The sequence below is a fragment of the Shewanella sp. Actino-trap-3 genome (genome assembly GCF_002836275.1).
Classification (GTDB): domain Bacteria; phylum Pseudomonadota; class Gammaproteobacteria; order Enterobacterales; family Shewanellaceae; genus Shewanella; species Shewanella psychromarinicola.
The window spans coordinates 4321486-4342445 of sequence record NZ_PJCE01000001.1 but is presented as its reverse complement, the minus strand read 5'-3'; the positions used below and the strand labels follow the sequence as shown (position 1 = coordinate 4342445).

The following is a 20960-nucleotide window of genomic DNA, read 5'->3' as shown; positions in this document are numbered from 1 at the left end:
ACAGATGGTTCACTCTTATCGTGGTGAACAACGCTTCATACGACTTCACGTCGCACAGACAAAAACGAGTTAGTTTTCTTGACTTGGAAATTGACGGGTTCAACTCTGAACTTGAGGCCGTTGAAGACTCTTTATAAAAGAATACGTGAGCTGGCCATGGCCTTTCACGTATATCTGACCTATATGGATATTGGAAATGTCATAGTGATGTCGGCAACATCATTAACCATATACTCCAAGGCATTCAGGCATCCTGCCTATCAGATGCCAGCTAGCTTTCGAAGGGAAGGGTCGTTCTTTGGCATCTAACCCATATGGACATGGGGAATGTCATTTGATGTCGGGAACATCATTGACCATGCCATCACGACATTCGTGAATCCATTCACATCAGACTCCCATTGGAAGCCTTAGCATTTTCACTCTTTACAACAAACAGGGCCGAAGATGGTTAAATACGAACTCCAAAGCTGGATCAATCCCCATGGCGACCTTTTCGCTGCTGCTGTTTAAGTCAATGGCGAAATTGTTGCCGGAATGGCTGGGCCCAATTCTCTTATAAAGAGTAAAGAGGGAACAGCCGTTGGTTTCCTCTTAATCTGGTGTGGGTGAAACGCCACGACGTTAGTGGCCGCAGGCCATAATCTAATAGCCCGTGCAGGGTGGAACCTTGCGATCTTAAGCGTTAGTGGCCGCAGGCCATAAAACAAAAAATACCCACCAATTATTCAATTGGCCCTACTCTATTGGAAGCGCAGCATCCCCGCCCCATTCAGCCCATGAACCATCATAAAGCACCGCTTGATGATGCCCTGCGGCATAGGACGCCAAAATCAAAATACAGGCTGTGATCCCAGAACCGCAACTGAACACCCGTTGAGCATTATGGCTAGTATCTAAAGCCGCAAAAATGGTATGCAACTCACGAGTAGATTTCATTTTAAACCGACTTAAAACCTGAGCAAACGGCAAACTCAGCGAGCTGGGAATGTGACCACTGCGCATACCAACACGGGGCTCTGGTGAAGTGCCATTAAAACGCCCTGCTGCGCGAGCATCAATAATATCAACGTTGGCATGACCAAGATGGGTTAACACAAACTCAGTGTCACATACCTTGTGTTGCTGCAAACGGCCTTTAATATCGCCAGAATGAGTAGCAGAGGCAAACTGGCGCACAGTATCCCGCCCTTCTACTTGCCATTGCGGTAAGCCACCGTCAAGCACAAATACCTTATCAAAGCCCATCGCTTTAAAAGTCCACCACGCACGCGGCGCAGAATAAATACCTTGATTGTCGTATATTACCACTGTGCTGTTATGGTTTATCCCTAACCTTTGCGCAGCATCGGTAAATTGCACTGCTGTTGGCATAGCATGGGTTTGCGAAGCACGATGATCAAAAAGTAGCTTGTCAATTTGGCAGGATAGCGCACCAGGAATAACGAAAAGCTCATCATATACTAGTGGCTCTTTACCCAACACAACCTCCATACTGGCATCGAGCAACACAAGGTCTGGATCATCAAGATGTAATGCTAGCCAATCGGTGGTCACTAAAGGAAAATTCACATTAAACCTCTCTTTGCTGTTAGGAAAAATATTGATGTTAACTTGAGTTACGCTTGAAGCGATTATTATCTCAACATCGCTGCGTTAAGCCGCTAAAATAACTGAATAAAGTAATGCCAACGCCATCGGCTGCTAAGTCGATGATGTCCAATGTTCTTGACGGGATAAATCCCTGACTAATTTGGTCACTTAAGACGAATATTGACACTAACACAGTGCCGTAATAAAGCGGAAGACGACCGAGTCTAAAATGACGACTGTGCAAGGCTAAATTGGCCATATAGGTTAATAGACCAAATAACAGCATATGGCCAGCCTTGTCACCATATAGGCTCTTTTTATCAAATCGAAAAATAGTCTGTGACCGACGGTATTGGCTAACTAAATAGCTAACTAGCTAACTAGCTAACACAATAAAACTAAAAAGCCGACGGCAATAATAGCCAATCGAGGAAAGGTCTTATTGGTCATTTATGTTCATCTGTGGATGACATGATTGATATGAAATGATGGTTATGTGAAGTGCTATCTTTATATGGTGCGATCTGCACAATTTAGTGCTATCAAGTAACGATCACTCTACTGCCAAAATATAATGTTACCTGTTATTTTTGCTTAATAAAAATGCCCTTTATCACTAAAGGGCTTGATATCAATCACTATAAAAAATCCCAGTTATAGGACTATCCAAGTGGCTTTGATTTCGGTGTACTTATCAAATGCATGTAATGACTTATCACGACCATTACCCGACTGTTTGTATCCGCCAAACGGCGCGGTCATGTCGCCGCCATCATAATGATTAATCCACACCATGCCGCTGCGAAGTGCTTTAGCCGTTTTGTGAGCTTTGCTTAAGTTTGATGTCCACACTCCAGCCGCTAAACCATACATGGTATCGTTGGCAATTTTGATGGCTTGTTCCATGCCATCAAACTCAATAACGGATAATACCGGGCCAAAAATCTCTTCACTGGCAATGGTCATGTCATTGTTAACATTGCTAAAAATGGTCGGTTGCACATACATACCGCCGGTTTCAGCCATCACTTGCTGTCCGCCTTCGACTAAGGTGGCACCTTGCTCACTGCCACTTTTAATGTAGTTCAATACATTGGTCAGCTGCTGTTGATCGACCATTGCACCGCAAGTGGTTTTAGGATCAAGTGGGTGACCAGGCTGCCAGCCTTGCATTTGTTCGGCTATAAGCTTAATCAATTCATCTTTTACGCCCGACTCCACTAATAAACGTGAGCCCGCAGTACACACTTCACCTTGGTTAAAAGCAATGGCAGTAGCCGCCGCTTCAGCTACCGCTTTTAGATCTGGTGCATCATTAAACACAATGTTTGGACTCTTGCCTCCGGCTTCTAGCCACACGCGTTTCATGTTCGACTCGCCTGCGTAAATCATTAACTGTTTGGCAATTTTAGTTGAGCCAGTAAAGACTAAAGTATCAACATCCATGTGCAGAGCTAACGCTTTACCGACAGTGTGGCCATAGCCGGGTAACACGTTCAACACCCCCGCGGGCATACCTGCTTCAATCGCTAATTGCGCCATACGAATAGCGGTAAGCGGTGATTTCTCGGATGGTTTCAAAATAACGCTATTGCCGGTGGCGAGCGAAGGCCCAAGCTTCCAGCATGCCATAATCATCGGGAAATTCCATGGCACAATGGCGGCGACTACGCCTACTGGCTCACGGGTGATCATGCCTATCTCATTATGAGCAGTAGGAGCGATTTCATCATAAATTTTATCTATCGCTTCACCGTACCAGCGTATGGCGCGGGCGGCACCGACCACATCAACACCTTTGGAATATTGAATTGGCTTACCCATATCGAGGGTTTCAAGTAACGCCAACTCATCGGCATTGGCTTCAAGTAAATCGGCAAACTTAATCATCACTTGCTTACGCTTAACGGGCGGTAACATTGACCAAGTACCCGCTTCAAACACTTCACGCGCATTCGCCACCGCAAGGTTAGCATCGGCTATATCACAACTAGCCACTTTGGCTAATACTTGGCCATCAATAGGACTGATACAGTCAAATGTGTCACCCGAAGAGGCACCTTGATATTGTCCATTAATGAAAGCTTGCCCGGTAATTGTCAGACTCGCTGCTAGTGCTTCCCAATCGCGACGGCTTGTTGGAGTACTCATTGTGACCTCGAAATAATAAATGGATTGATACGCACCCATTAGGTAGATGCCAAACACAAGATTTGTGTCGCATAAAAGCAATTATCGACACAATAATATTAGTGAATATTGTCACCAGATTATGCTGAACAGCAAGATGTTTTCAATATATTTTACAAAAACAGCATATTTAGTATAAATAAATGCACAAAACACTTTAACGTTCATTATTTTTGACATAGCATAGCAAATATTAACCACTCATAATTTAACCAATGTGAGATGGATCTCCCATAATTGTAGCGATCAATATAGAGTCAATTTATGAGCCAATATCAGCGAAACAATAGCGGCAATTCATCGCAAATGTGGCCCAACATGGAACATTTTTGGATGCCTTTTACCGCTAATAAGCAATTCAAGGCCAATCCAAGATTATTAGTATCAGCCCAAGGCATGTATTACACCGATATCGATGGTAATAAAATACTCGATGCGACAGCTGGATTATGGTGTTGCAATGCCGGACATGGCCGCCAAGAGATTTCCCAAGCGGTGAGCCAGCAGATCAGTCAAATGGATTATGCGCCGTCGTTTCAAATGGGTCATCCGCTCGCATTTGAATTAGCCCATAAACTCTGTCAATTAAGTCCAGATGGATTGGATAAGGTGTTTTTTACCAATTCAGGTTCAGAATCGGTTGATACCGCCCTAAAGATGGCACTTTGTTATCATCGCGCTAATGGCCAAGCAACACGAACTCGGTTTATCGGCCGTGAGCTTGGCTATCATGGCGTGGGGTTTGGTGGTATATCCGTCGGTGGCATTAGCAATAATCGCAAAACCTTCAGCCAGCAATTACTCCAAGGCATTGATCATCTACCTCATACCCTCGACATTGCCAATAATGCCTTTAGCCACGGTTTGCCTCCACATGGCTTAGATAAAGCCGAAGTGCTTGAACAACTGATTACCTTACACGGCGCCGAAAATATTGCCGCTGTGATCGTCGAGCCCATGTCGGGATCGGCAGGGGTCATTTTACCGCCAGAAGGTTACCTAAAGCGCCTACGTGAAATCACTCAAAAGCACGGTATTTTGCTTATTTTTGATGAAGTGATCACCGGATTTGGCCGTCTTGGTGCCGCTTTTGCTAGTGAACGTTGGCAAGTCACCCCAGACATGATCACCACTGCCAAAGCCATTAATAATGGTGCTATTCCAATGGGCGCAGTGTTTGTCAGTAATACCATTCACGACACTTGTATGCATGGCCCTGATGAATTAATTGAGTTTTTCCATGGTTACACCTATTCAGGCCATCCGGTGGCGGCGGCTTCAGCACTGGCAACCTTATCGATATATGAAGATGAAAAATTATTTGAGCGCGCTAAAGGTCTTGAGTCTTATTTTGAGCAAGCGGTTCACAGCCTTAAAGGACTAGCCAACGTAATTGATATTCGTAATACCGGTTTAGTTGCCGGTATTCAACTGGCGCCGAGCGATAAAGGCGTGGGTAAACGAGGTTACGCCATTTTTGATCACTGCTTTAGACATGGTGCGTTGGTGCGGGCAACCGCTGAAATTATCGCATTATCGCCGCCACTGATTGTCGAGAAGTCACAAATCGACGACATGGTTAATCACATTAGCGATGCAATTAACGCTGTTGGTTAATGTTTTTTGAATACATATTTGGCTTAAAAGGATCCTGTTAATGCTTAACATCACTCATTTTGTCGATGGGCAACACACGCCAGCCAGTCAGCGCAATCAAAGGATCTATGATCCCGCAACCGGTGAAGCCCGTGGCCAAGTATCATTGGCGAGTCACGATGAAGTCAGCTTGGCGATAGCTGCTGCCAAAAATGCCTATCAAACTTGGTCGCAAGTCACACCACTGAATCGTGCCCGGGTATTATTCAAATTTAAAGCCTTAGTCGAACAACATGTTGATGAATTGGCCAAACTTATTACCCTTGAGCATGGCAAAGTGCTAGACGATGCCAAAGGTGAAATCACTCGAGGACTCGAAGTGGTTGAGTTTGCTTGCGGTATTCCACATTTACTCAAAGGCGAACACACTCAACAAGTCGGTGGCGGCGTTGATTCATGGTCAGTCAACCAATCTTTGGGGGTTGTCGCGGGCATTTCGCCGTTTAACTTTCCGGTCATGGTACCGATGTGGATGTTCCCCATCGCCATAGCCTGCGGTAATGCTTTTATCATGAAACCGTCTGAAAAAGACCCCAGTGCAGTGATGTTCCTTGCCCAATTACTTAAGCAAGCGGGTTTGCCTAATGACATATTTAATGTCATCAACGGCGATAAAGAAGCGGTTGATGCCTTACTGACCCACCCCGATGTACACGCCATCAGTTTTGTTGGCTCAACTCCGATTGCCGAATACATTTACACCACAGCCTCTGCTCACGGTAAACGGGTGCAAGCATTGGGTGGGGCTAAAAATCACATGCTATTAATGCCAGATGCTGACTTAGATCAAGCCGTGAATGCGTTAATGGGTGCGGCATATGGGAGTGCAGGTGAACGTTGTATGGCCATTTCAGTGGTATTGGCCGTAGGCGATGTCGGCGACAAATTAGTCACTGCATTATTACCGCAAATTAGTGCCTTAAAGGTGGGCAGTGGTATTACCCCAGAAATGGACATGGGACCGTTAATTTCAGCTCAGCACTTAGCTAAAGTACGCGACTATGTTGAAGCTGGCGTGAATGAAGGCGCGACCTTAGTGGTTGATGGCCGGGATATTAGTATTAGCGATCACCAGCAAGGTTACTTTTTAGGGGCGTGCTTATTTGATCATGTCACGCCAACGATGAGCATTTACCAACAAGAAATTTTTGGTCCTGTGTTAGCTATCGTCCGAGTCGATAACTATGCCGATGGGTTGGCACTGATCAACCAACACGAATTTGGCAATGGTACCGCTATTTTTACTCAAAGCGGCCAAGTGGCACGCCACTTTTGTCACCATGTTGAAGTGGGCATGGTCGGCGTTAATGTGCCGATCCCAGTACCGATGGCATTTCATAGCTTTGGCGGTTGGAAACGATCGCTATTTGGACCGCTACACATGCATGGTCCAGATGGAGTGCGTTTTTATACTAAGCGAAAAGCCATTACCGCCCGCTGGCCACAAGCAAAAACCGACAGTAACGAACCTTCGGCTTTTATTATGCCGACGATGACATAAATGAATGCAATCAGCCAAAATATTAATAGTCTTAGCCTTTTTAGTAATGCATCAACCTTGGTTTAGTCTTATTATCTAGTCGATGAAACACTGATTACAGGTTATACATTACCGTTGGTGCAACATCATTTTCAAAGCCCGAATAAGCCGTTTAACCTCAGAATTTGGCAAAGCGGTTCGGGCAGTGGGAACATTCATCATCGCGAATATGAGTATGGTGATAATCTCGAAGGAAGCAGCTTATTATCCACAGCCAAGACCAAAGTGTAGCGGCCAATGTAGGTGATAAACGTGTTATTTCGGCTGGCCTTACTGGCACATGGTCAATGGTCAATGGTCAATGGTCAATGGTCAATGGTCAACCACTGTATAAAAATCTACGTTATGTTTGAACAACAAAACGTTTAACCGCCATGCGGTACAGGCAAAATCTTTATGATTTTAGTTCTGATAAGTGGCATTCGCGGTCGTTGAGTACCTAGATACCAGCGGCTGCATTTTATGTAAATGGAGATAATATCGTGTCGAACACATTAAAAAGAACGCGAATTGCACTGTTAAGCGGATTAACGTTATCAGCTACCCTACTGGCTCCGTTAGCTACGGCAGAAGTGTCTGGTGCGGTTACTGTAACCAACGATTATCGTTTCCGTGGTGTATCACAAACAGCCGGTGACCCAGCGCTACAAGCCAATATTGATTGGAGCCATGAAAGCGGCTTTTTTGTTGGTGCTTGGGGCAGTAATGTCGACTTTGATGAGCCCGGATATAACGGCCCAGACATAGAAGTAGATCTGTACGCGGGCTACTACGGCGAGATTAACGACAACACAAGTTATGACTTAACTTTGTACCGTTATAACTACCCAGGAGAAAGCGATTTAGATTATTTAGAAGTCAGCGCAGGTATTGATTTTAGTGGTTTTAGAGCCGCCTATTGGTTTACCGATGACTATGGCGGCAGCGATCTTGACCTGCATTACACTGAAATCAATTATGGCTGGGCGTTTGCTGAAAACTGGAGCGTAGACCTGCATTATGGCTACAATTTCGGTGATGCGATTGATGACGGCGAAGGCTTTGATAGCTACTCAGACTACTCTGTTGGAGTATCAACTGAAGTCGCCGGCTTTGGCATCTCGGTTGCCTATCTAGACACCGACATTGATGGTGATTACGAAGTAAGCTCTGGGCTATATAAAAACTCAGGCACCTTATTGGCGAGCGTCAGTTACGCGTTCTAAGTCACTATGTGTTAATAAGTGATGCTAATCAGTGTAAATCTGAGCTAATGATGATGAATAATGTTTGTCGCTCAGTATTAAAAACAAAAACCGCCATGGGGCGGTTTTTTTATTACTTAACCTCAACCCTGGATAAAGAGGGAATGAATCGATGGGTTAAGGGGTAGAATAAATGGATAAAACTAAACTTACTTGGTGGTTAACGCTATTAGTGGTTGCCCTTGCCGCTTGCGTTTTCACGACTTACCAACCTAGTAGGACGGACTACGCCCAGCTAGTGTCGCTTCGCTGCTAGGGCGGACTGCGCCCTGCTATAGTGCGCTTCGCTGCTAGGACGGACTTCGTCCTGCTATAGTGCGCTTCGCTGTTAAGATTTTATAGCATCTAGCTGCGTAGCATCCTAGCAGCGCAGCGCTCTAGGCTTGTTGATTTTAGATTTTAGCTTGTATGTCATAGCTCGTCACCGCTTGCTATCGTTCGTTATCGTTCGTTATCGCTCGTTATCGCTTGTCATCTCAGGGATAGGGATAGGGATAGAAATAGCTTGCTTCTCGGCTTACCTTTCGGGAGACAATGCGAGCATGTTGAAGTGGCTTGGGTATCACACTTAAAAGACAAAAGCGTGCTGCATTTCTAAATGATCTATTATTGATAGAACATAACTTCGATCTTGCGCATAGATTTCAACAAAATAGCGTTGCATCCATGACGTACGAGAGTATCTTATTGTTATAGCAACCGTATAACTAAACGGCACAAAGGAGCAAACTATGGCTGATAACATTATTAAAATACTGGTCATTGCAGTATTATTTTTTCTGGCCTATAAACTAATTTTTAGTGGTAGCCGTGGATTAACACTTTTTGAAATGCATTTTAAAGATGGCAAGCTCAATAAGCATAAAGGCAAAATACCAGAGAAGTTTGAACGTGATTGTCGTGCAATAGCTAAATCTAATAAACTGACTTGCACTGTCAGAGCAGAAAAGTCTGGTGACGTGCGTTTGCATGTGTCGGCCAATATTGGCGACAACTTAGTCCAGCAAATTCGTAACCAGTTTCCGTTTGAGTATTACGATAAGAAACAGTCAGACGCGTCTAAACTTAAAGGTTAGTAAAAGTTGTTGGCCGACATAAAAAATGGACTCTATTGAGTCCATTTTTTATGTCCGTAGAGGCGTTAGAATACCTTGTTTTAAATTAGCCTTGTGTGGGCTGTTATTGCTTAGCAACTCATATAGCTATATGAGTCAGATATATGAGTTAACTTTTTGCTTTAGTCTGTTACTTAATCTTGTTAGTGAGCCTTGTTAATTAGTCTTCTTGCTTAGAGATGACCAAGGTCACTTGAGCGACAGTAATACCAAACTTGATAATGTCGCTTTTGTTAATAATGGTCTGGTTATCAACTAGAAACATCCAATCATCAAAGTGCACTTGATACTCACTACCATCCACGGCTAATTGCATATCATAACGCCAGCGTAATGCGCTGCCGCGCGACTCCCCTTGAGCAATGCCTAATATATCATTGGCTGTACCCTGATAAACCCCATTACCTTTATCAATAATTTTCCATACCCTGGTTTGCTTTTCACCATCATCGTAAATAAACCATTCGTTAATCACTCCTTGCTTACCTTCAGGAGAATCAGTCCAGTTTGCTTCCATAGTGACAGTAAATTTGCGGGTTACCTTGCCCGAAAAGTCTTGTACTATCCCTGCTGCTGTTAACTTACCATCAAAAAACGTGGCTAAATCTAACCGGGGGGTGGTGTTTTGATAATCTTCAATCGATGCAGATGAGCATGACATGACGCCTAAAAGTAATCCTGTGTATAAACATACATAAGCTAACTTTTTCATCAACCCTCGTGCAAAAAGATGACCTCTGTGGTGCATAGAGAATAGGATGGTGGGCATTTAGTTGGCTCCAATTAATTGTTTGCGTAATTTAGGGTGGCTGGTTTTTTCCGACAACCAAATGTCGAGAAATGCTTCAGGAAATTGCGCATTACTCACTTGATAATAAGGCGTGTCATTGAGTAAAAATGCAGCGTCATTAGGATTGTTGACCCTAAAGGTAAGTCTGTCGCCCTGTTTAACATCAGGCCATGCTCGCACTAATTGCTGGCTTAGCAGGCTGATGTCGTCTTCGGTTAACCCAAGGTGTTGCCATTGTTCGATAGTGGCATCAACTAAATCAGGGGCTTGGATATCACGGTGATATTGAATATCGAGGATCATTGGGAATCGATTGGCTTGGTACTTGCCATCAAGAGAAAACAGCTTCGCAGTGTAGATATCGAACCATAATAAGCTCATGTCGGCAGAACCCACTTGAATCAATGTCGTATTCGTTATGCTGGCTTTATTTGTGGTCTTGGCGCTATTGGTTATATTGGCTGCATCGGTTGTATTGGCTGGTTGCATCGACAATGCCGAACCAATGTCGCTATCATTGGCAGCAGCATGGTTAATACTAGTCGCGATGATCACTACTAATACTAATGCCCCTCCCGCACCAAATAACAATTCGCTCAACCAATGAGTTAATGGTTGCAGCCCTTTATCTTGCTGCAGCTTGTCGGTGCTAAGTAAGGTTTTCATTGATTGTTCTCCAAGACCATATTCGCTGGTGCGATACGTTTACTCACCCAAACCAATACGGGAAATAAGCCACTCCAGATCAATGCCAATATCAGTGCACTCTTTTCATAACCTAAAGGCAACACCACAGCATCAAATTTAGCGCCCGTCAGATAACTTAAACAGCCAAACACGCCACCGAGTATTGATTGTAACCATAGTGGTAAGGTTTTAAAAAAAGCTAAGCTGTAATCTAAACTGAGAGCAAAGTAACACCACAATATCGCCAACCAATAAGGGATTATGTTGAATTCAAACACGCCAAACCATACTAATAAGCTGTCAACGACTATCCCAATGGCACCACCGACACCCATTAACAGAGCATCATGGCGAGCAGAATTGGATAATAAAAAATGACCGATGATCAGTAAAATTGACAATATGATAAGTTGGTTTTGGGCTATCACACCCGACCACCACACCAACTGAAAACACACGGCGTTAATCAGGATAAATAATGTTGAGGGCAAAGCGTAAGTAGGCATAATATCTCACCCAAATAGGAGGATACGACCCGGTAAGCCGTTACCGGGGATGTAAATCACTAAGGGCAATAAAACGCAATTATCAAGGGCGATATAGCGGTCTAACCGCGACCAAGTGAACTGTACTTGTAGTACGTTCTAAAAAGCCACCTTCACAATAGCTTAGATAAAACTTCCACATCCGAATGAAATCGTCACCGTAATTTAACGCTTTTATTTTATCGTAAGCGGCATCAAAGTTTTCATGCCAATGCTTTAATGTGCGGGCATAATCTCTACCCATGTCGTCAATTGACCAGGTAACCATGTCAGTTTTCTTGGCAATGTGTCGGGTCATTTCGCTGACAGAGGGTAAACAGCCACCAGGAAAGATGTAGCGCTGAATAAAGTCGACACTCTTGCGATAACTGTCATAACGTTGATCGGCAATGGTAATAGCTTGGATCAGCATTCGCCCTTCAGGCTTAAGTAAATGCTGTAGCTTTTCAAAAAACCCGCCTAAATATTCGTGACCCACAGCTTCGATCATTTCAATAGAGACAATGCGATCATATTCGCCAGTCAATAAGCGGTAATCTTGTTTGAGTAAGGTGATCTTATCTTCAAGGCCTAGTTGCTTAACTCGCTCAACAGCGAACTCATATTGCGCATCGGAAATAGTGGTGGTGGTAACATTTACGCCATAGTGTTTTGCAGCATAAATAGCTAATGCCCCCCAACCGGTACCAACCTCAAGTAATGTTTGACCTGGCGATAAGTCTAGGCGTTCACAGATGGTTTGCAACTTATGTAATTGCGCTTCATTTAGATTGCTATCATCGTTCGGATAAAGTGCACTTGAATACATCATTTCCGGGTCAAGAAACTGTTTATACATGTCATTACCTAAATCGTAATGAGCCAGAATATTGCGCTTTGAACCTTGTTCAGAATTACGATTAAACACATGCTTAATCCGGTTAACACTATTACTTAACCATGAAAAATAGCGTTCAATATTGTCTAACAAGGCTAAGTTTTTAGCAAAAATTTGCACCACTTTGGTTAAATCTGGACTGCTCCAGTGACCTTGAATATAAGCTTCACCGGCACCAATTGATCCACCAAACACCACTTGACGATAAAAGTTAGCATGCTTGACTTGCATGGTGGCGTGAACGTTGCTGTTAACGTTACCAAACTCAGACGTTTGGTTGCCGTCAACAATAGTTAAATGCCCTTCAGCAAGATGGGCTAATGCGCGAAGTAGAATTTTCCTTGCAAGACTGTCAGATAGACTCGCTTGAGTCATGCTACTTTCCGTCGCCATATTTTCCATGTCATCTCTCCAGTTCGTACACTGTATTATTCGCTTTATTGGCGTCATTACAGCTTAGTACGTGGTAACCATCCATTTGGTTTACATTTTGCTATTCACATTTTGCAAGAGTGAGGGGCCGATTGTTGTTTGCTGGTAAAATTCATCTCGATAGATCAACAGGCCTAACTCACCTTAATAGTTTGTTTGCCGACAAATGGGATCCGTTTAATAAATAACTTCATTGCTTGCCAATAAATACCTAACATAATTTTGCTGGTCATTAATGGATAACTCAGCATAAATTGACGCATGGAACTCGAAGTAATTGGTTGGCGTTTTAACACTAAACTGGCATCAAATAATTTATCATTATTAGCATTTCGATTTTCAATGATCACTTTTAAATGCTTGGCTGGCGGCGTAATACGCCACAGATAATGCATCTCTAAATTCATAAACGGCGACACAGGAAATACTTTGTCGGTTTGAATAGTATGGGCAATATCGACCAGATAACAATGGCGCTCATTCCAAGGAGTATTACTCACCTCAGCAAGCATATAAACCATGTCATTTTGATGATAGCAAAAGTAAAAGTTGACCGGACTAAAGTAAAAACCACAGTGGCGTATTTGTCCAGAAAATATAATTTTATCGCATACTTGTGTGGCCCCAAGATGCTTAATGGTTGCTAAAACGCGCAGCTTCAAGGCCATAGCATCATTGCCATGACAGGCTTGGTTCAAGACAAGCTTGTCACCAAATTGCTTATCGAGGGCATTGAGGTAATCACTGGGATTAAATTTAAGCGGGGTAAATTTGTCTGTTGAAAACAACTTACTGACCGCCGTTAATGCAGGCAGTTCATCTAAATCAATCGCCATCATCGCAATATTATAACCAAAATGATGCAACTTAGGCGTATGACGGCGATGGTTTATATTGCCGCAATAAATGCCACTGTTTAATTGATCATGTTCCATTACCGATGTGGTTTGATTCATAAACTAATCCCAAACAGATCACATACTTCAACCGCGCTACGAACGCCGTCCTCATGAAATCCATTATGCCAATAAGCTCCGGCAAAGTAAGTATTATGTTTACCATTAATAAGCGACTTTTTCGCTTGAGACTTCATGCTAGCATCATTAAAAACTGGGTGAGCATAATTAAACTTGCGCAAAATTTTACTGTCGTCAATTAATGCAGTTTGATTTAAGGTGACACAAAATGTGGGTGCACTGGCAGGCAAGCACTGCAAAATATTCATATTATAGGTCACACTGGCTGGACGCTGGGCAACATCTTGCGGGTTATTGCCATCCAAACGATAGTTCCAGCTTGCCCACGCCGCTTTGCGCTTAGGCAACAAATTAATGTCAGTGTGCAGTACCACTTCATTATTTTGATATTCCATCGCAGCTAACACGTCTATTTCGTCTTCAGTAGCATCGGTTAACATGGCTAATGCTTGATCGCTGTGACAACTTAACACCACATCATCAAAGCGCTGCCATTCGCCTTTAGCGACTTGAACATACACACCATCATCGGCGCGTTTAATACCGGTAACCGCTGAATTTAACTGGATGCGATCTTTGAAAGGCGCGGTTAAGGCGGGGATATAACTGCGCGATCCACCTTCAAGCACATACCATTGCGGTCGATCATTAATATTTAATAAACCATGGTGTTGGAAAAATCGAATAAAAAATCGCAGAGAAAAACCACGCATGTCATCAATACTGGCAGACCAAATAGCCGCGCCCATAGGCAGAATGTAATGCTCACAGAAAAAGGCAGAAAAACCTTGTTCATTAAGGTACTCACCTAATGAAGCGGTAGGGTATTTGTCGGCCTCATAAATCACTTTACAACCATTGTTAAAACGAACAATTTCGCCCAAAAATCGATAAAAACTCGGACGGAGTAAATTACGACGTTGGGCAAATAAGCTCCACAAATTATTGCCATTATATTCAAGCCCGGTGAGTGCATTATTAACACTAAAACTCATTTCTGTAGGGAGAGACTTAATCTCAAGCTGCGCCATTAATTTTTCAAAACGCGGATAGGTACGGTCATTAAACACAATAAAACCAGAATCAATGGCGTATTGCTGCCCAGCCACTTCCACATCTACTGTAGCGGTATGTCCGCCAATATAATCATTGGCCTCAAACACAGTTACCGTGTGTTCACGGCTTAATAGATGGGCGCAGGTTAAACCGGAAATTCCAGAACCAATCACGGCGATATTTTTCATTAAGTTAATCCTTGACCTAATAATTATTATTGTTACATTTTGTTGTTAATTTTATTGTTACTTGTATTGTTAATTGAGTTGTTCCAGCTATTTGGGCGCCAACAAATACACTAATAATTTTTCTGGTAATAAAGAGGCTAATTTAAGTAACCAAGTAAATTTAGTTGGAAAATGGATCTCACGTCGTTGACGCTGCATGCCATTAAAAATCTCAGTCGCAGCTTGCTCGGCACTGATTTGCATTGGCATGGCAAAGTCATTTTTGGCGGTTAACGGGGTTTTAACAAAGCCTGGGCAAATGACACTCACCCCAATACCATGCTGAGCAAGGTCAACCCGTAAACTACGACCTAAATAACCAATAGCCGCTTTAGATGCACCATAGGCTTCGGCACGCGGAAATGGTAAATAAGTGGCACTTGAACTCATTAATCCAAGTTGGGCACCACGACTCAGTAAAGGCAAAAAATGCTCAAGGCAATAACCCATCGCCACCACATTGGTATTGATCACTCGGGAAAATAGTGCCGAGTCAAAATGTAATGGATCGTCAATGTACTCACAACTTCCGGCATTTAGGATGATATGGTGTAACTTCCAGCCATTATCTTTTAGCAGTTGTTGCAAGTGAAGAGATGCCGCAGACACTTGTCCAATGTCAGTGATATCAAATACCAAAGGGGTTGCAGATGAAATTTTCGCCAAATTTTGTTCGTTGCGACCACAGGCAATTACCGCAAAACCTTCACGGATATAGTGCTGAGCTAAAGCAAGACCAATGCCTGAGCTGGCACCGGTGATCAGTACTGCAAGCTGTTTGTCATTGGTGTTAGTCATTACTTGCCCGCCCTATTTTTGAGTAATCCAATTAAGCCACCTAAAAATGGCACTTGCTCATAGAGCATTTGGCCTACATCAAAGTAATCTCGGTGGGCAAAAATTTTATCGCTAAACCTAAGCTGTGACATGCCTTCGACATTGATACTCTGCCCTTTGTTTAACTTAGGGTGCGAGTAGGTCATGGTCCAATATAACCCAGCTTGTTGCTGATTAGCACTGATAACCACTTCTTTAATATCAAATTCAATGTGGGTGACATTTTGGTACATGTTAGCAAAATAACGCGTTAGTGGTGCAATGCCTTCCACTTTATGGAGCGGATCTTGAAAGCGAATATCGTCACGATACACTTGCGCTAACATTGATAAGTTATCTTTATTAAGCTTTTGATACATATCTATAAATGCATCAATAATAGCAGGATGACCATTAATGGACGCTGAGCTATCCGGATTTAATGGTTCTGATTGAGTATCAACTATCGACGGTGCGCCTTGCATTTACCAACTCCTATTACGTGACCCAGAAAACTCACGGAACATACTTATAAGAATGCCTTATATGACAACAAGATAAAAGTATTAATATCCATGAAGTAAATAAAAACTAACTTAAAATTGATACGACTTATCGGCGCAAGTAGATCACCGTTTTACACCAGTCACAAAGCAAAACGCCTAAGCAGGGCTTAGGCGTTAATAAAGTCAGTAATTTGGGTGCTTTTATTCAGAAGCTTAGTAACCGGTCTTAGCTACCGGATGCCAGTACTTATCAACTTCTTGTTTAATAAAAGCTTGCTTGGCTTTAATGGCGTCGGCTTCAATAAAGCCAATAGCAGCATGGGCTTTTTCTTTGGTACTGTAATCTGGATACTCAACCTCAGTAACGGATAATTGACTCAAAATGCGGGCTAATGCTTCACGTGCATAAGTAACCTGTTCAGTCGATTTATCCAGTAGTTCAATGCCTTCTTTAGGATTATGAGCGTACATTCCATGTGATGCTGTCGCAAAATCCCAACGCCATTGTGAATGACGTATAGCCATAATAGCATCATTCATTTGCGGCCATGTGGCCCCCGCATCCCATGCCGCTTTAGCTTCATAATGTGCTTTAATCAGTAATGACTCTACATTTCGCGATTTAGCATCAATATTAGCCTTGGTTTTATCAAGCTTTTTGGTGATGGCCGCTTCACTACTATGACAACTTGCACAACTACGATCAAAATTGTCTAATGCACCACCAACCTTATGGTCAGTAAATGTAGCGCCTTTTTCATCGGTCGCAGGCGGCATATGACAGGTTATACAGGTCACGCCTTGCTTAGCGTGAACCGAACGACTCCAATGCTCAAACTCTGGATGACGCGCTTTTAATATTGGGGTTTTAGAAATGGGGTGGATCCATTCATAAAAGCGGCGAGTGTCATAATACTTTTCAATTGCATCGGCAGTGCTACCGAAAATCCATGGAATATTAACTTTGTTATTATTTTCAGGCTGGAAATAATAACTCACATGACATTGACCACAAACCTGTGCCCCTTGCATGCTACTGTCTTGTTGATCAAACGGTAATTTAATTTTAGCCATCGCATTTTGAGCATGAGGGCGAGGCAATGCCAGTTCAGCGCTGCCATCAACATGACAATCGCTGCAATAGACAACGGATTTGATTTCACGGCCTAAATCGACAAAATTGGCACCTGAAAAACCTTGAATACCCATTTCTTTGATCAATCTTGGTGCATCGGGTGTTTTACAGGTCCAGCAACTGGCAGATAAGCCTTTGTCACCTTCAGCTATTGCAACACCAGTGCGCAAAGTATGTGTCACGTCAGCCACAGCAAATTGATGACCACGAGGGCTATGGTATTCTTTGGCAAATGACGAACCCGCCCACAAAATGATATTGGCAGGATATTGCGCCAATATATCGTCTCGTTCGGTTTGTTCTTCTGTCGCTTGCCAAGAATCATATTGTTGTGGAAATTTAAGTTGATTGGGATCCACTTCAGCACTTTTAAGCGACCAAGATGTCAGACTCAGCAGCGCGAGTGCGGAAATAACAATACTTAACCCTACCTTACTTCGCATCGGCCGCGTTGCTTTCATTACCACGTCGACAAGTTGAACCATCATATTGCTAACCTTTCTCTGTTAATCGCTTAATTAAAATCACTAGATAGAACCGTAAGTCTGTAACATTACGTTTATTAACGGCTTTAGTTAACTGCTTTAGTTAACGTTTACCAAATTCGTTGCTTGGATAAATTTATTTAAATTGCGCTCAAACTAGCCTGGACGACCATCAAGACGCGGACGCATTAAAATTGGCGCATAAAACCACACAAACGAACCAAAACCAATAAACCAACACGCGCCTGCAGCCCACAACCAGACTTGGGTATATTCAGGCATCAATAGCGGCATTCCGGCACGTAACACGGCAGCGAGAGGCACAGATAAAAATGCCAACGTCATGTTTGGGCCTTGGTATATATTACGACTCGTGTGCCCGAGAGAAACCCGTGAAATCATTGATAAACACAATGATGCAATTCCACCAATGGCAAACAGATGTAGCAAGGTGCGATAGGCATATTCGTTGTCGATATTGATTGCCATTAATAACAGTGTCAGCGGCAACGATAAATAAGAAATATGTAACGACCACAACATCGGTTCTTTTAAGGTTTTATGCGCTTGCCAGCGAGCAACTCGAAGTAAATGTAATATGCCCGCAACAGCAAGCAGTATCTGTTCAACACCCTTAGGCAACCAATGGCTTATCGCTTGAACAAACAGTAAACCCATTACAAATATTAACGTATTCTCTAGCGCATTAATGGGATCGGGCTTGGGTTGTTTAATTTTCATTGCGGTAAAAAATGGGATCACCCGTCCACCCACTATGGTGATCACCATCGCGAACCACCAAATCATCCCTTGCCATAACTGAGTCGATAACGAAAAATCACGTTCCGACAACGCATAATAACTGGCTAAATTCACCAGCAATGCAACGATGAGCATGATGGGAAAACCAATATTGCGCCATTGTTTGACAGGATAAATACAGCGCCATAATGCATAAGCGCTCAAGCCTAAAAATAAGCTGTCAAATATTGCCGGTAATACCAACGGAATGTTCATCGGTAATAGCAACATCAAGCGAGCAATGAGCCAACAGCCAAACGTAACCATTAATGCGCGACCCGTGATGGTGGGTTGATTGGTCCACGCTTGCACTGCCGTGAGCAGAAAACCACACACTATGGCCATCGCAAAGCCAAATAACATTTCATGAGGATGCCACCATAGCGGCACCACATTTGCCCAAAACTCAGTGCTAAATAAACTATATTGTGGTGTGAACCAACCCATTAGCCAAAGCGGAATGTATAAGGCTGCGAGAATTGCGCCGCCAAGAAAAAACGGCCTAAAGCCCAAACGCCATATTGCAGGCGTGTTATCAATTTTAGCGGGATCATCAATATTCAGCATAAGCAGTACACTCACTTAGTGGGTTAACATCAACAAGATTTAAACATGTATAATATATGAATCTTTAATTGCGCTATTCTATGCTGTTAATCGATCGGCTTCAATCAATACTCACATATTCGCTATTGAGCCAAGCTCATAGTGTGATCTAACGCAAAAAAAAACCGCTATTATCCTAAAAGATAATAGCGGCCTTACCGTGATTTTGCTGATGTATCGAGTCAAGGCAGTCAAACTAAGCTAACTGAACAATGGGTCTTGGTTGTTAATAAAAAGGCTTAACCACGCTTTAGCGCACTTAACGCCTCTATCGCCCGAAGTCGCGCCATCTTGTGTTCGACAATAGGCTCTGGGTATCGGTCATCTTGTCGTTGTGCAAACAGATCATTAACATTAATAGATTTAGGTTGATGAATATCAGCCAAAGACCAACCTGATACCTCACTAACATAACGCTTTATAAAACTGGCATCTGGATCAAATTTGCTGCTTTGAGTCATCGGATTAAACACTCGAAAATAAGGTTGCGCATCGCAGCCTGTGCCCGCAGACCACTGCCAGCCGCCATTGTTAGCGGCTAAATCACCATCAATCAGTTTTTGCCTAAAATAACGTTCGCCCCAACGCCAATCGATCAATAAATGCTTGGTTAAAAAACTGGCTACTACCATACGCAAGCGATTATGCATCCAACCCGTTTGGTTTAGTTGGCGCATGGCTGCGTCTACAATCGGGTAGCCCGTTTGCCCGTCACACCAGGCAGTAAACTCATCAGGATTATTGCGCCACGCAATCGCCTTACCCAGTTCATTAAAGTTATGGTTCATGGATAAACGTGGAAATGCCACCAGCAAATGATGATAAAACTCACGCCAAATCAGTTCATTGAGCCATGTTTTAGCAAGGCAAGTATCATCCACTAACGCTTGGGGGTAACGCGCTAAAATAGCCGCTACACATTGACGCGAACTCATTACTCCGATGGCCAAAAAGGGTGATAAGCGGCTAGTACCTTCTAGGGCAGGAAAATCTCTTTCGGCTTGATAATCTTCTACTTGGCTTGCTAAAAATTGATCCAGTATTCGCTTTGCAACGCCCTCTCCTGCAGCCCATTGATCACTGCTGTGTGTTGGGCAATTAAATTCGATAGCCGCTGGCAATGCCAGCGCTGCAGCAACAGGTGCTGGCGCGGCTAAAGGCACTATCGCTTTTTGACTGGCAATACTTTTCCATTTTTTAGCAAATGGGGTAAACACCTTGTACATATCACCGGACAAATTTTGCACTTGTCCGGCTGCAAATACGCAGTCTTGATCGATTAACGTCAGTGGCAACCCCTGGCCAATTAATGCGCTATCACGGCGACGTTCGTTAATTTCCGGCTCGTTACCAGCGAAAACAGCATCAATATTATGTTGTTGTAAGTAATCATTTAAAGCGGTCTGGGTATCGCTAAACCACTCAAGATGCAGCACATCCAATGATATGCCTAAGGCAGCAAGCGACTGTGCTAATAGATTGACATGACGCTGGATAAAATCAATTTGTATTGGCGCCACATCATGCTGCGCCCATTGCGACGGAGTAACAATATACACAGCCCGAACCTTGCCTTGATGTTGTTGGGCAAATTGACACGCTGCCACAAGGGCTGGATTATCGCCAACCCGCAAGTCTTGCCTAAACCACATTAAGCTATTTACGTTACTCATTTTACCGGC

18 protein-coding genes are annotated in these 20960 nt (G+C 43.3%); 4 read left to right on the top strand and 14 right to left on the bottom strand.

The window, feature by feature from the left end; translation table 11 throughout:
- Positions 1 to 738 precede the first annotated feature (738 nt).
- From CXF80_RS19015 to CXF80_RS19005, 3 genes are all read right to left on the bottom strand, one after another.
- A complete protein-coding gene (locus CXF80_RS19015) occupies positions 739 to 1572 on the bottom strand; it encodes a sulfurtransferase (RefSeq protein ID WP_101034456.1) in 834 nt (277 codons plus the stop codon).
- A 70-nt stretch (positions 1573 to 1642) separates the two neighbouring features.
- A complete protein-coding gene (locus tag CXF80_RS19010; protein ID WP_101034455.1) occupies positions 1643 to 1879 on the bottom strand; it encodes a VanZ family protein in 237 nt (78 codons plus the stop codon).
- 368 nt (positions 1880 to 2247) lie between these two features.
- Positions 2248 to 3744, bottom strand: coding sequence for an aldehyde dehydrogenase (locus CXF80_RS19005; protein WP_101034825.1), 1497 nt, complete (start codon positions 3742 to 3744; stop codon positions 2248 to 2250).
- Between the two features lie 303 nt (positions 3745 to 4047).
- On the opposite strand from CXF80_RS19005, the gene CXF80_RS19000 reads away from it, so the two are divergent.
- From CXF80_RS19000 to CXF80_RS18985, 4 genes are all read left to right on the top strand, one after another.
- The gene (locus tag CXF80_RS19000; RefSeq protein WP_101034454.1) at positions 4048 to 5400 is read left to right on the top strand and encodes an aspartate aminotransferase family protein; all 1353 of its coding nucleotides are present in this window, start codon (positions 4048 to 4050) and stop codon (positions 5398 to 5400) included.
- A gap of 40 nt (positions 5401 to 5440) precedes the next feature.
- Complete coding sequence (locus tag CXF80_RS18995) at positions 5441 to 6940, top strand: CoA-acylating methylmalonate-semialdehyde dehydrogenase (RefSeq protein ID WP_101034453.1); 1500 nt, start codon at positions 5441 to 5443, stop codon at positions 6938 to 6940.
- A 521-nt stretch (positions 6941 to 7461) separates the two neighbouring features.
- On the top strand, positions 7462 to 8184 hold the full coding sequence (locus tag CXF80_RS18990; RefSeq protein ID WP_101034452.1) for a TorF family putative porin: 723 nt from the start codon (positions 7462 to 7464) through the stop codon (positions 8182 to 8184).
- Between the two features lie 770 nt (positions 8185 to 8954).
- The gene (locus CXF80_RS18985) at positions 8955 to 9299 is read left to right on the top strand and encodes a DUF3634 family protein (protein ID WP_101034451.1); all 345 of its coding nucleotides are present in this window, start codon (positions 8955 to 8957) and stop codon (positions 9297 to 9299) included.
- Positions 9300 to 9498: 199 nt separating this feature from the next.
- Here CXF80_RS18985 and CXF80_RS18980 read toward each other — a convergent pair whose 3' ends face one another.
- The 11 genes from CXF80_RS18980 to phrB form a co-directional block, all read right to left on the bottom strand.
- A complete protein-coding gene (locus CXF80_RS18980; RefSeq protein ID WP_101034450.1) occupies positions 9499 to 10050 on the bottom strand; it encodes a DUF3833 domain-containing protein in 552 nt (183 codons plus the stop codon).
- 57 nt (positions 10051 to 10107) lie between these two features.
- Entirely contained in the window at positions 10108 to 10794 is a 687-nt protein-coding gene (locus tag CXF80_RS18975; RefSeq protein ID WP_101034449.1) for a chalcone isomerase family protein, read from the bottom strand.
- Entirely contained in the window at positions 10791 to 11321 is a 531-nt protein-coding gene (locus tag CXF80_RS18970; RefSeq protein WP_101034448.1) for a DUF2878 domain-containing protein, read from the bottom strand. The genes CXF80_RS18975 and CXF80_RS18970 overlap by 4 nt, the downstream gene beginning before the upstream one ends.
- A gap of 82 nt (positions 11322 to 11403) precedes the next feature.
- Positions 11404 to 12639 carry an SAM-dependent methyltransferase gene (locus tag CXF80_RS18965; protein ID WP_101034447.1) on the bottom strand — a complete coding sequence of 412 codons (1236 nt, stop codon included), beginning with the start codon at positions 12637 to 12639 and terminating at the stop codon, positions 11404 to 11406.
- Positions 12640 to 12803: 164 nt separating this feature from the next.
- The gene (locus tag CXF80_RS18960) at positions 12804 to 13625 is read right to left on the bottom strand and encodes a DUF1365 domain-containing protein (protein WP_101034446.1); all 822 of its coding nucleotides are present in this window, start codon (positions 13623 to 13625) and stop codon (positions 12804 to 12806) included.
- The gene (locus CXF80_RS18955; protein WP_101034445.1) at positions 13622 to 14890 is read right to left on the bottom strand and encodes an NAD(P)/FAD-dependent oxidoreductase; all 1269 of its coding nucleotides are present in this window, start codon (positions 14888 to 14890) and stop codon (positions 13622 to 13624) included. Before CXF80_RS18955 ends, CXF80_RS18960 begins: the two co-directional genes overlap by 4 nt.
- Positions 14891 to 14977: 87 nt before the next feature.
- Positions 14978 to 15727 carry an SDR family NAD(P)-dependent oxidoreductase gene (locus CXF80_RS18950; RefSeq protein WP_101034444.1) on the bottom strand — a complete coding sequence of 250 codons (750 nt, stop codon included), beginning with the start codon at positions 15725 to 15727 and terminating at the stop codon, positions 14978 to 14980.
- Entirely contained in the window at positions 15727 to 16125 is a 399-nt protein-coding gene (locus CXF80_RS18945) for a nuclear transport factor 2 family protein (protein WP_232772238.1), read from the bottom strand. The genes CXF80_RS18950 and CXF80_RS18945 overlap by 1 nt, the downstream gene beginning before the upstream one ends.
- Before the next feature lie 339 nt (positions 16126 to 16464).
- Positions 16465 to 17874 carry an ammonia-forming cytochrome c nitrite reductase subunit c552 gene (locus tag CXF80_RS18940; protein WP_101034442.1) on the bottom strand — a complete coding sequence of 470 codons (1410 nt, stop codon included), beginning with the start codon at positions 17872 to 17874 and terminating at the stop codon, positions 16465 to 16467.
- A 153-nt stretch (positions 17875 to 18027) separates the two neighbouring features.
- Positions 18028 to 19239 carry an NnrS family protein gene (locus CXF80_RS18935; protein WP_101034441.1) on the bottom strand — a complete coding sequence of 404 codons (1212 nt, stop codon included), beginning with the start codon at positions 19237 to 19239 and terminating at the stop codon, positions 18028 to 18030.
- 278 nt (positions 19240 to 19517) lie between these two features.
- Positions 19518 to 20951, bottom strand: coding sequence for a deoxyribodipyrimidine photo-lyase (gene phrB / locus CXF80_RS18930; protein WP_101034440.1), 1434 nt, complete (start codon positions 20949 to 20951; stop codon positions 19518 to 19520).
- Between the last annotated feature and the right edge of the window lie 9 nt (positions 20952 to 20960).

Excerpts from the sequence above, each read along its gene's own strand:
- CXF80_RS19010 (WP_101034455.1), bottom strand. The coding sequence starts at position 1,879 with ATGCTGTTATTTGGTCTATTAACCTATATGGCCAATTTAGCCTTGCAC.
- CXF80_RS19005 (WP_101034825.1), bottom strand. The coding sequence starts at position 3,744 with ATGAGTACTCCAACAAGCCGTCGCGATTGGGAAGCACTAGCAGCGAGT.
- CXF80_RS19000 (WP_101034454.1), top strand. The coding sequence starts at position 4,048 with ATGAGCCAATATCAGCGAAACAATAGCGGCAATTCATCGCAAATGTGG.
- CXF80_RS18995 (WP_101034453.1), top strand. The coding sequence starts at position 5,441 with ATGCTTAACATCACTCATTTTGTCGATGGGCAACACACGCCAGCCAGT.
- CXF80_RS18985 (WP_101034451.1), top strand. The coding sequence starts at position 8,955 with ATGGCTGATAACATTATTAAAATACTGGTCATTGCAGTATTATTTTTT.
- CXF80_RS18980 (WP_101034450.1), bottom strand. The coding sequence starts at position 10,050 with ATGAAAAAGTTAGCTTATGTATGTTTATACACAGGATTACTTTTAGGC.
- CXF80_RS18975 (WP_101034449.1), bottom strand. The coding sequence starts at position 10,794 with ATGAAAACCTTACTTAGCACCGACAAGCTGCAGCAAGATAAAGGGCTG.
- CXF80_RS18970 (WP_101034448.1), bottom strand. The coding sequence starts at position 11,321 with ATGCCTACTTACGCTTTGCCCTCAACATTATTTATCCTGATTAACGCC.
- CXF80_RS18965 (WP_101034447.1), bottom strand. The coding sequence starts at position 12,639 with ATGGAAAATATGGCGACGGAAAGTAGCATGACTCAAGCGAGTCTATCT.
- CXF80_RS18960 (WP_101034446.1), bottom strand. The coding sequence starts at position 13,625 with ATGAATCAAACCACATCGGTAATGGAACATGATCAATTAAACAGTGGC.
- CXF80_RS18955 (WP_101034445.1), bottom strand. The coding sequence starts at position 14,890 with ATGAAAAATATCGCCGTGATTGGTTCTGGAATTTCCGGTTTAACCTGC.
- CXF80_RS18950 (WP_101034444.1), bottom strand. The coding sequence starts at position 15,727 with ATGACTAACACCAATGACAAACAGCTTGCAGTACTGATCACCGGTGCC.
- CXF80_RS18945 (WP_232772238.1), bottom strand. The coding sequence starts at position 16,125 with ATGTATCAAAAGCTTAATAAAGATAACTTATCAATGTTAGCGCAAGTG.
- CXF80_RS18940 (WP_101034442.1), bottom strand. The coding sequence starts at position 17,874 with ATGATGGTTCAACTTGTCGACGTGGTAATGAAAGCAACGCGGCCGATG.
- CXF80_RS18935 (WP_101034441.1), bottom strand. The coding sequence starts at position 19,239 with ATGCTGAATATTGATGATCCCGCTAAAATTGATAACACGCCTGCAATA.
- phrB (WP_101034440.1), bottom strand. The coding sequence starts at position 20,951 with ATGAGTAACGTAAATAGCTTAATGTGGTTTAGGCAAGACTTGCGGGTT.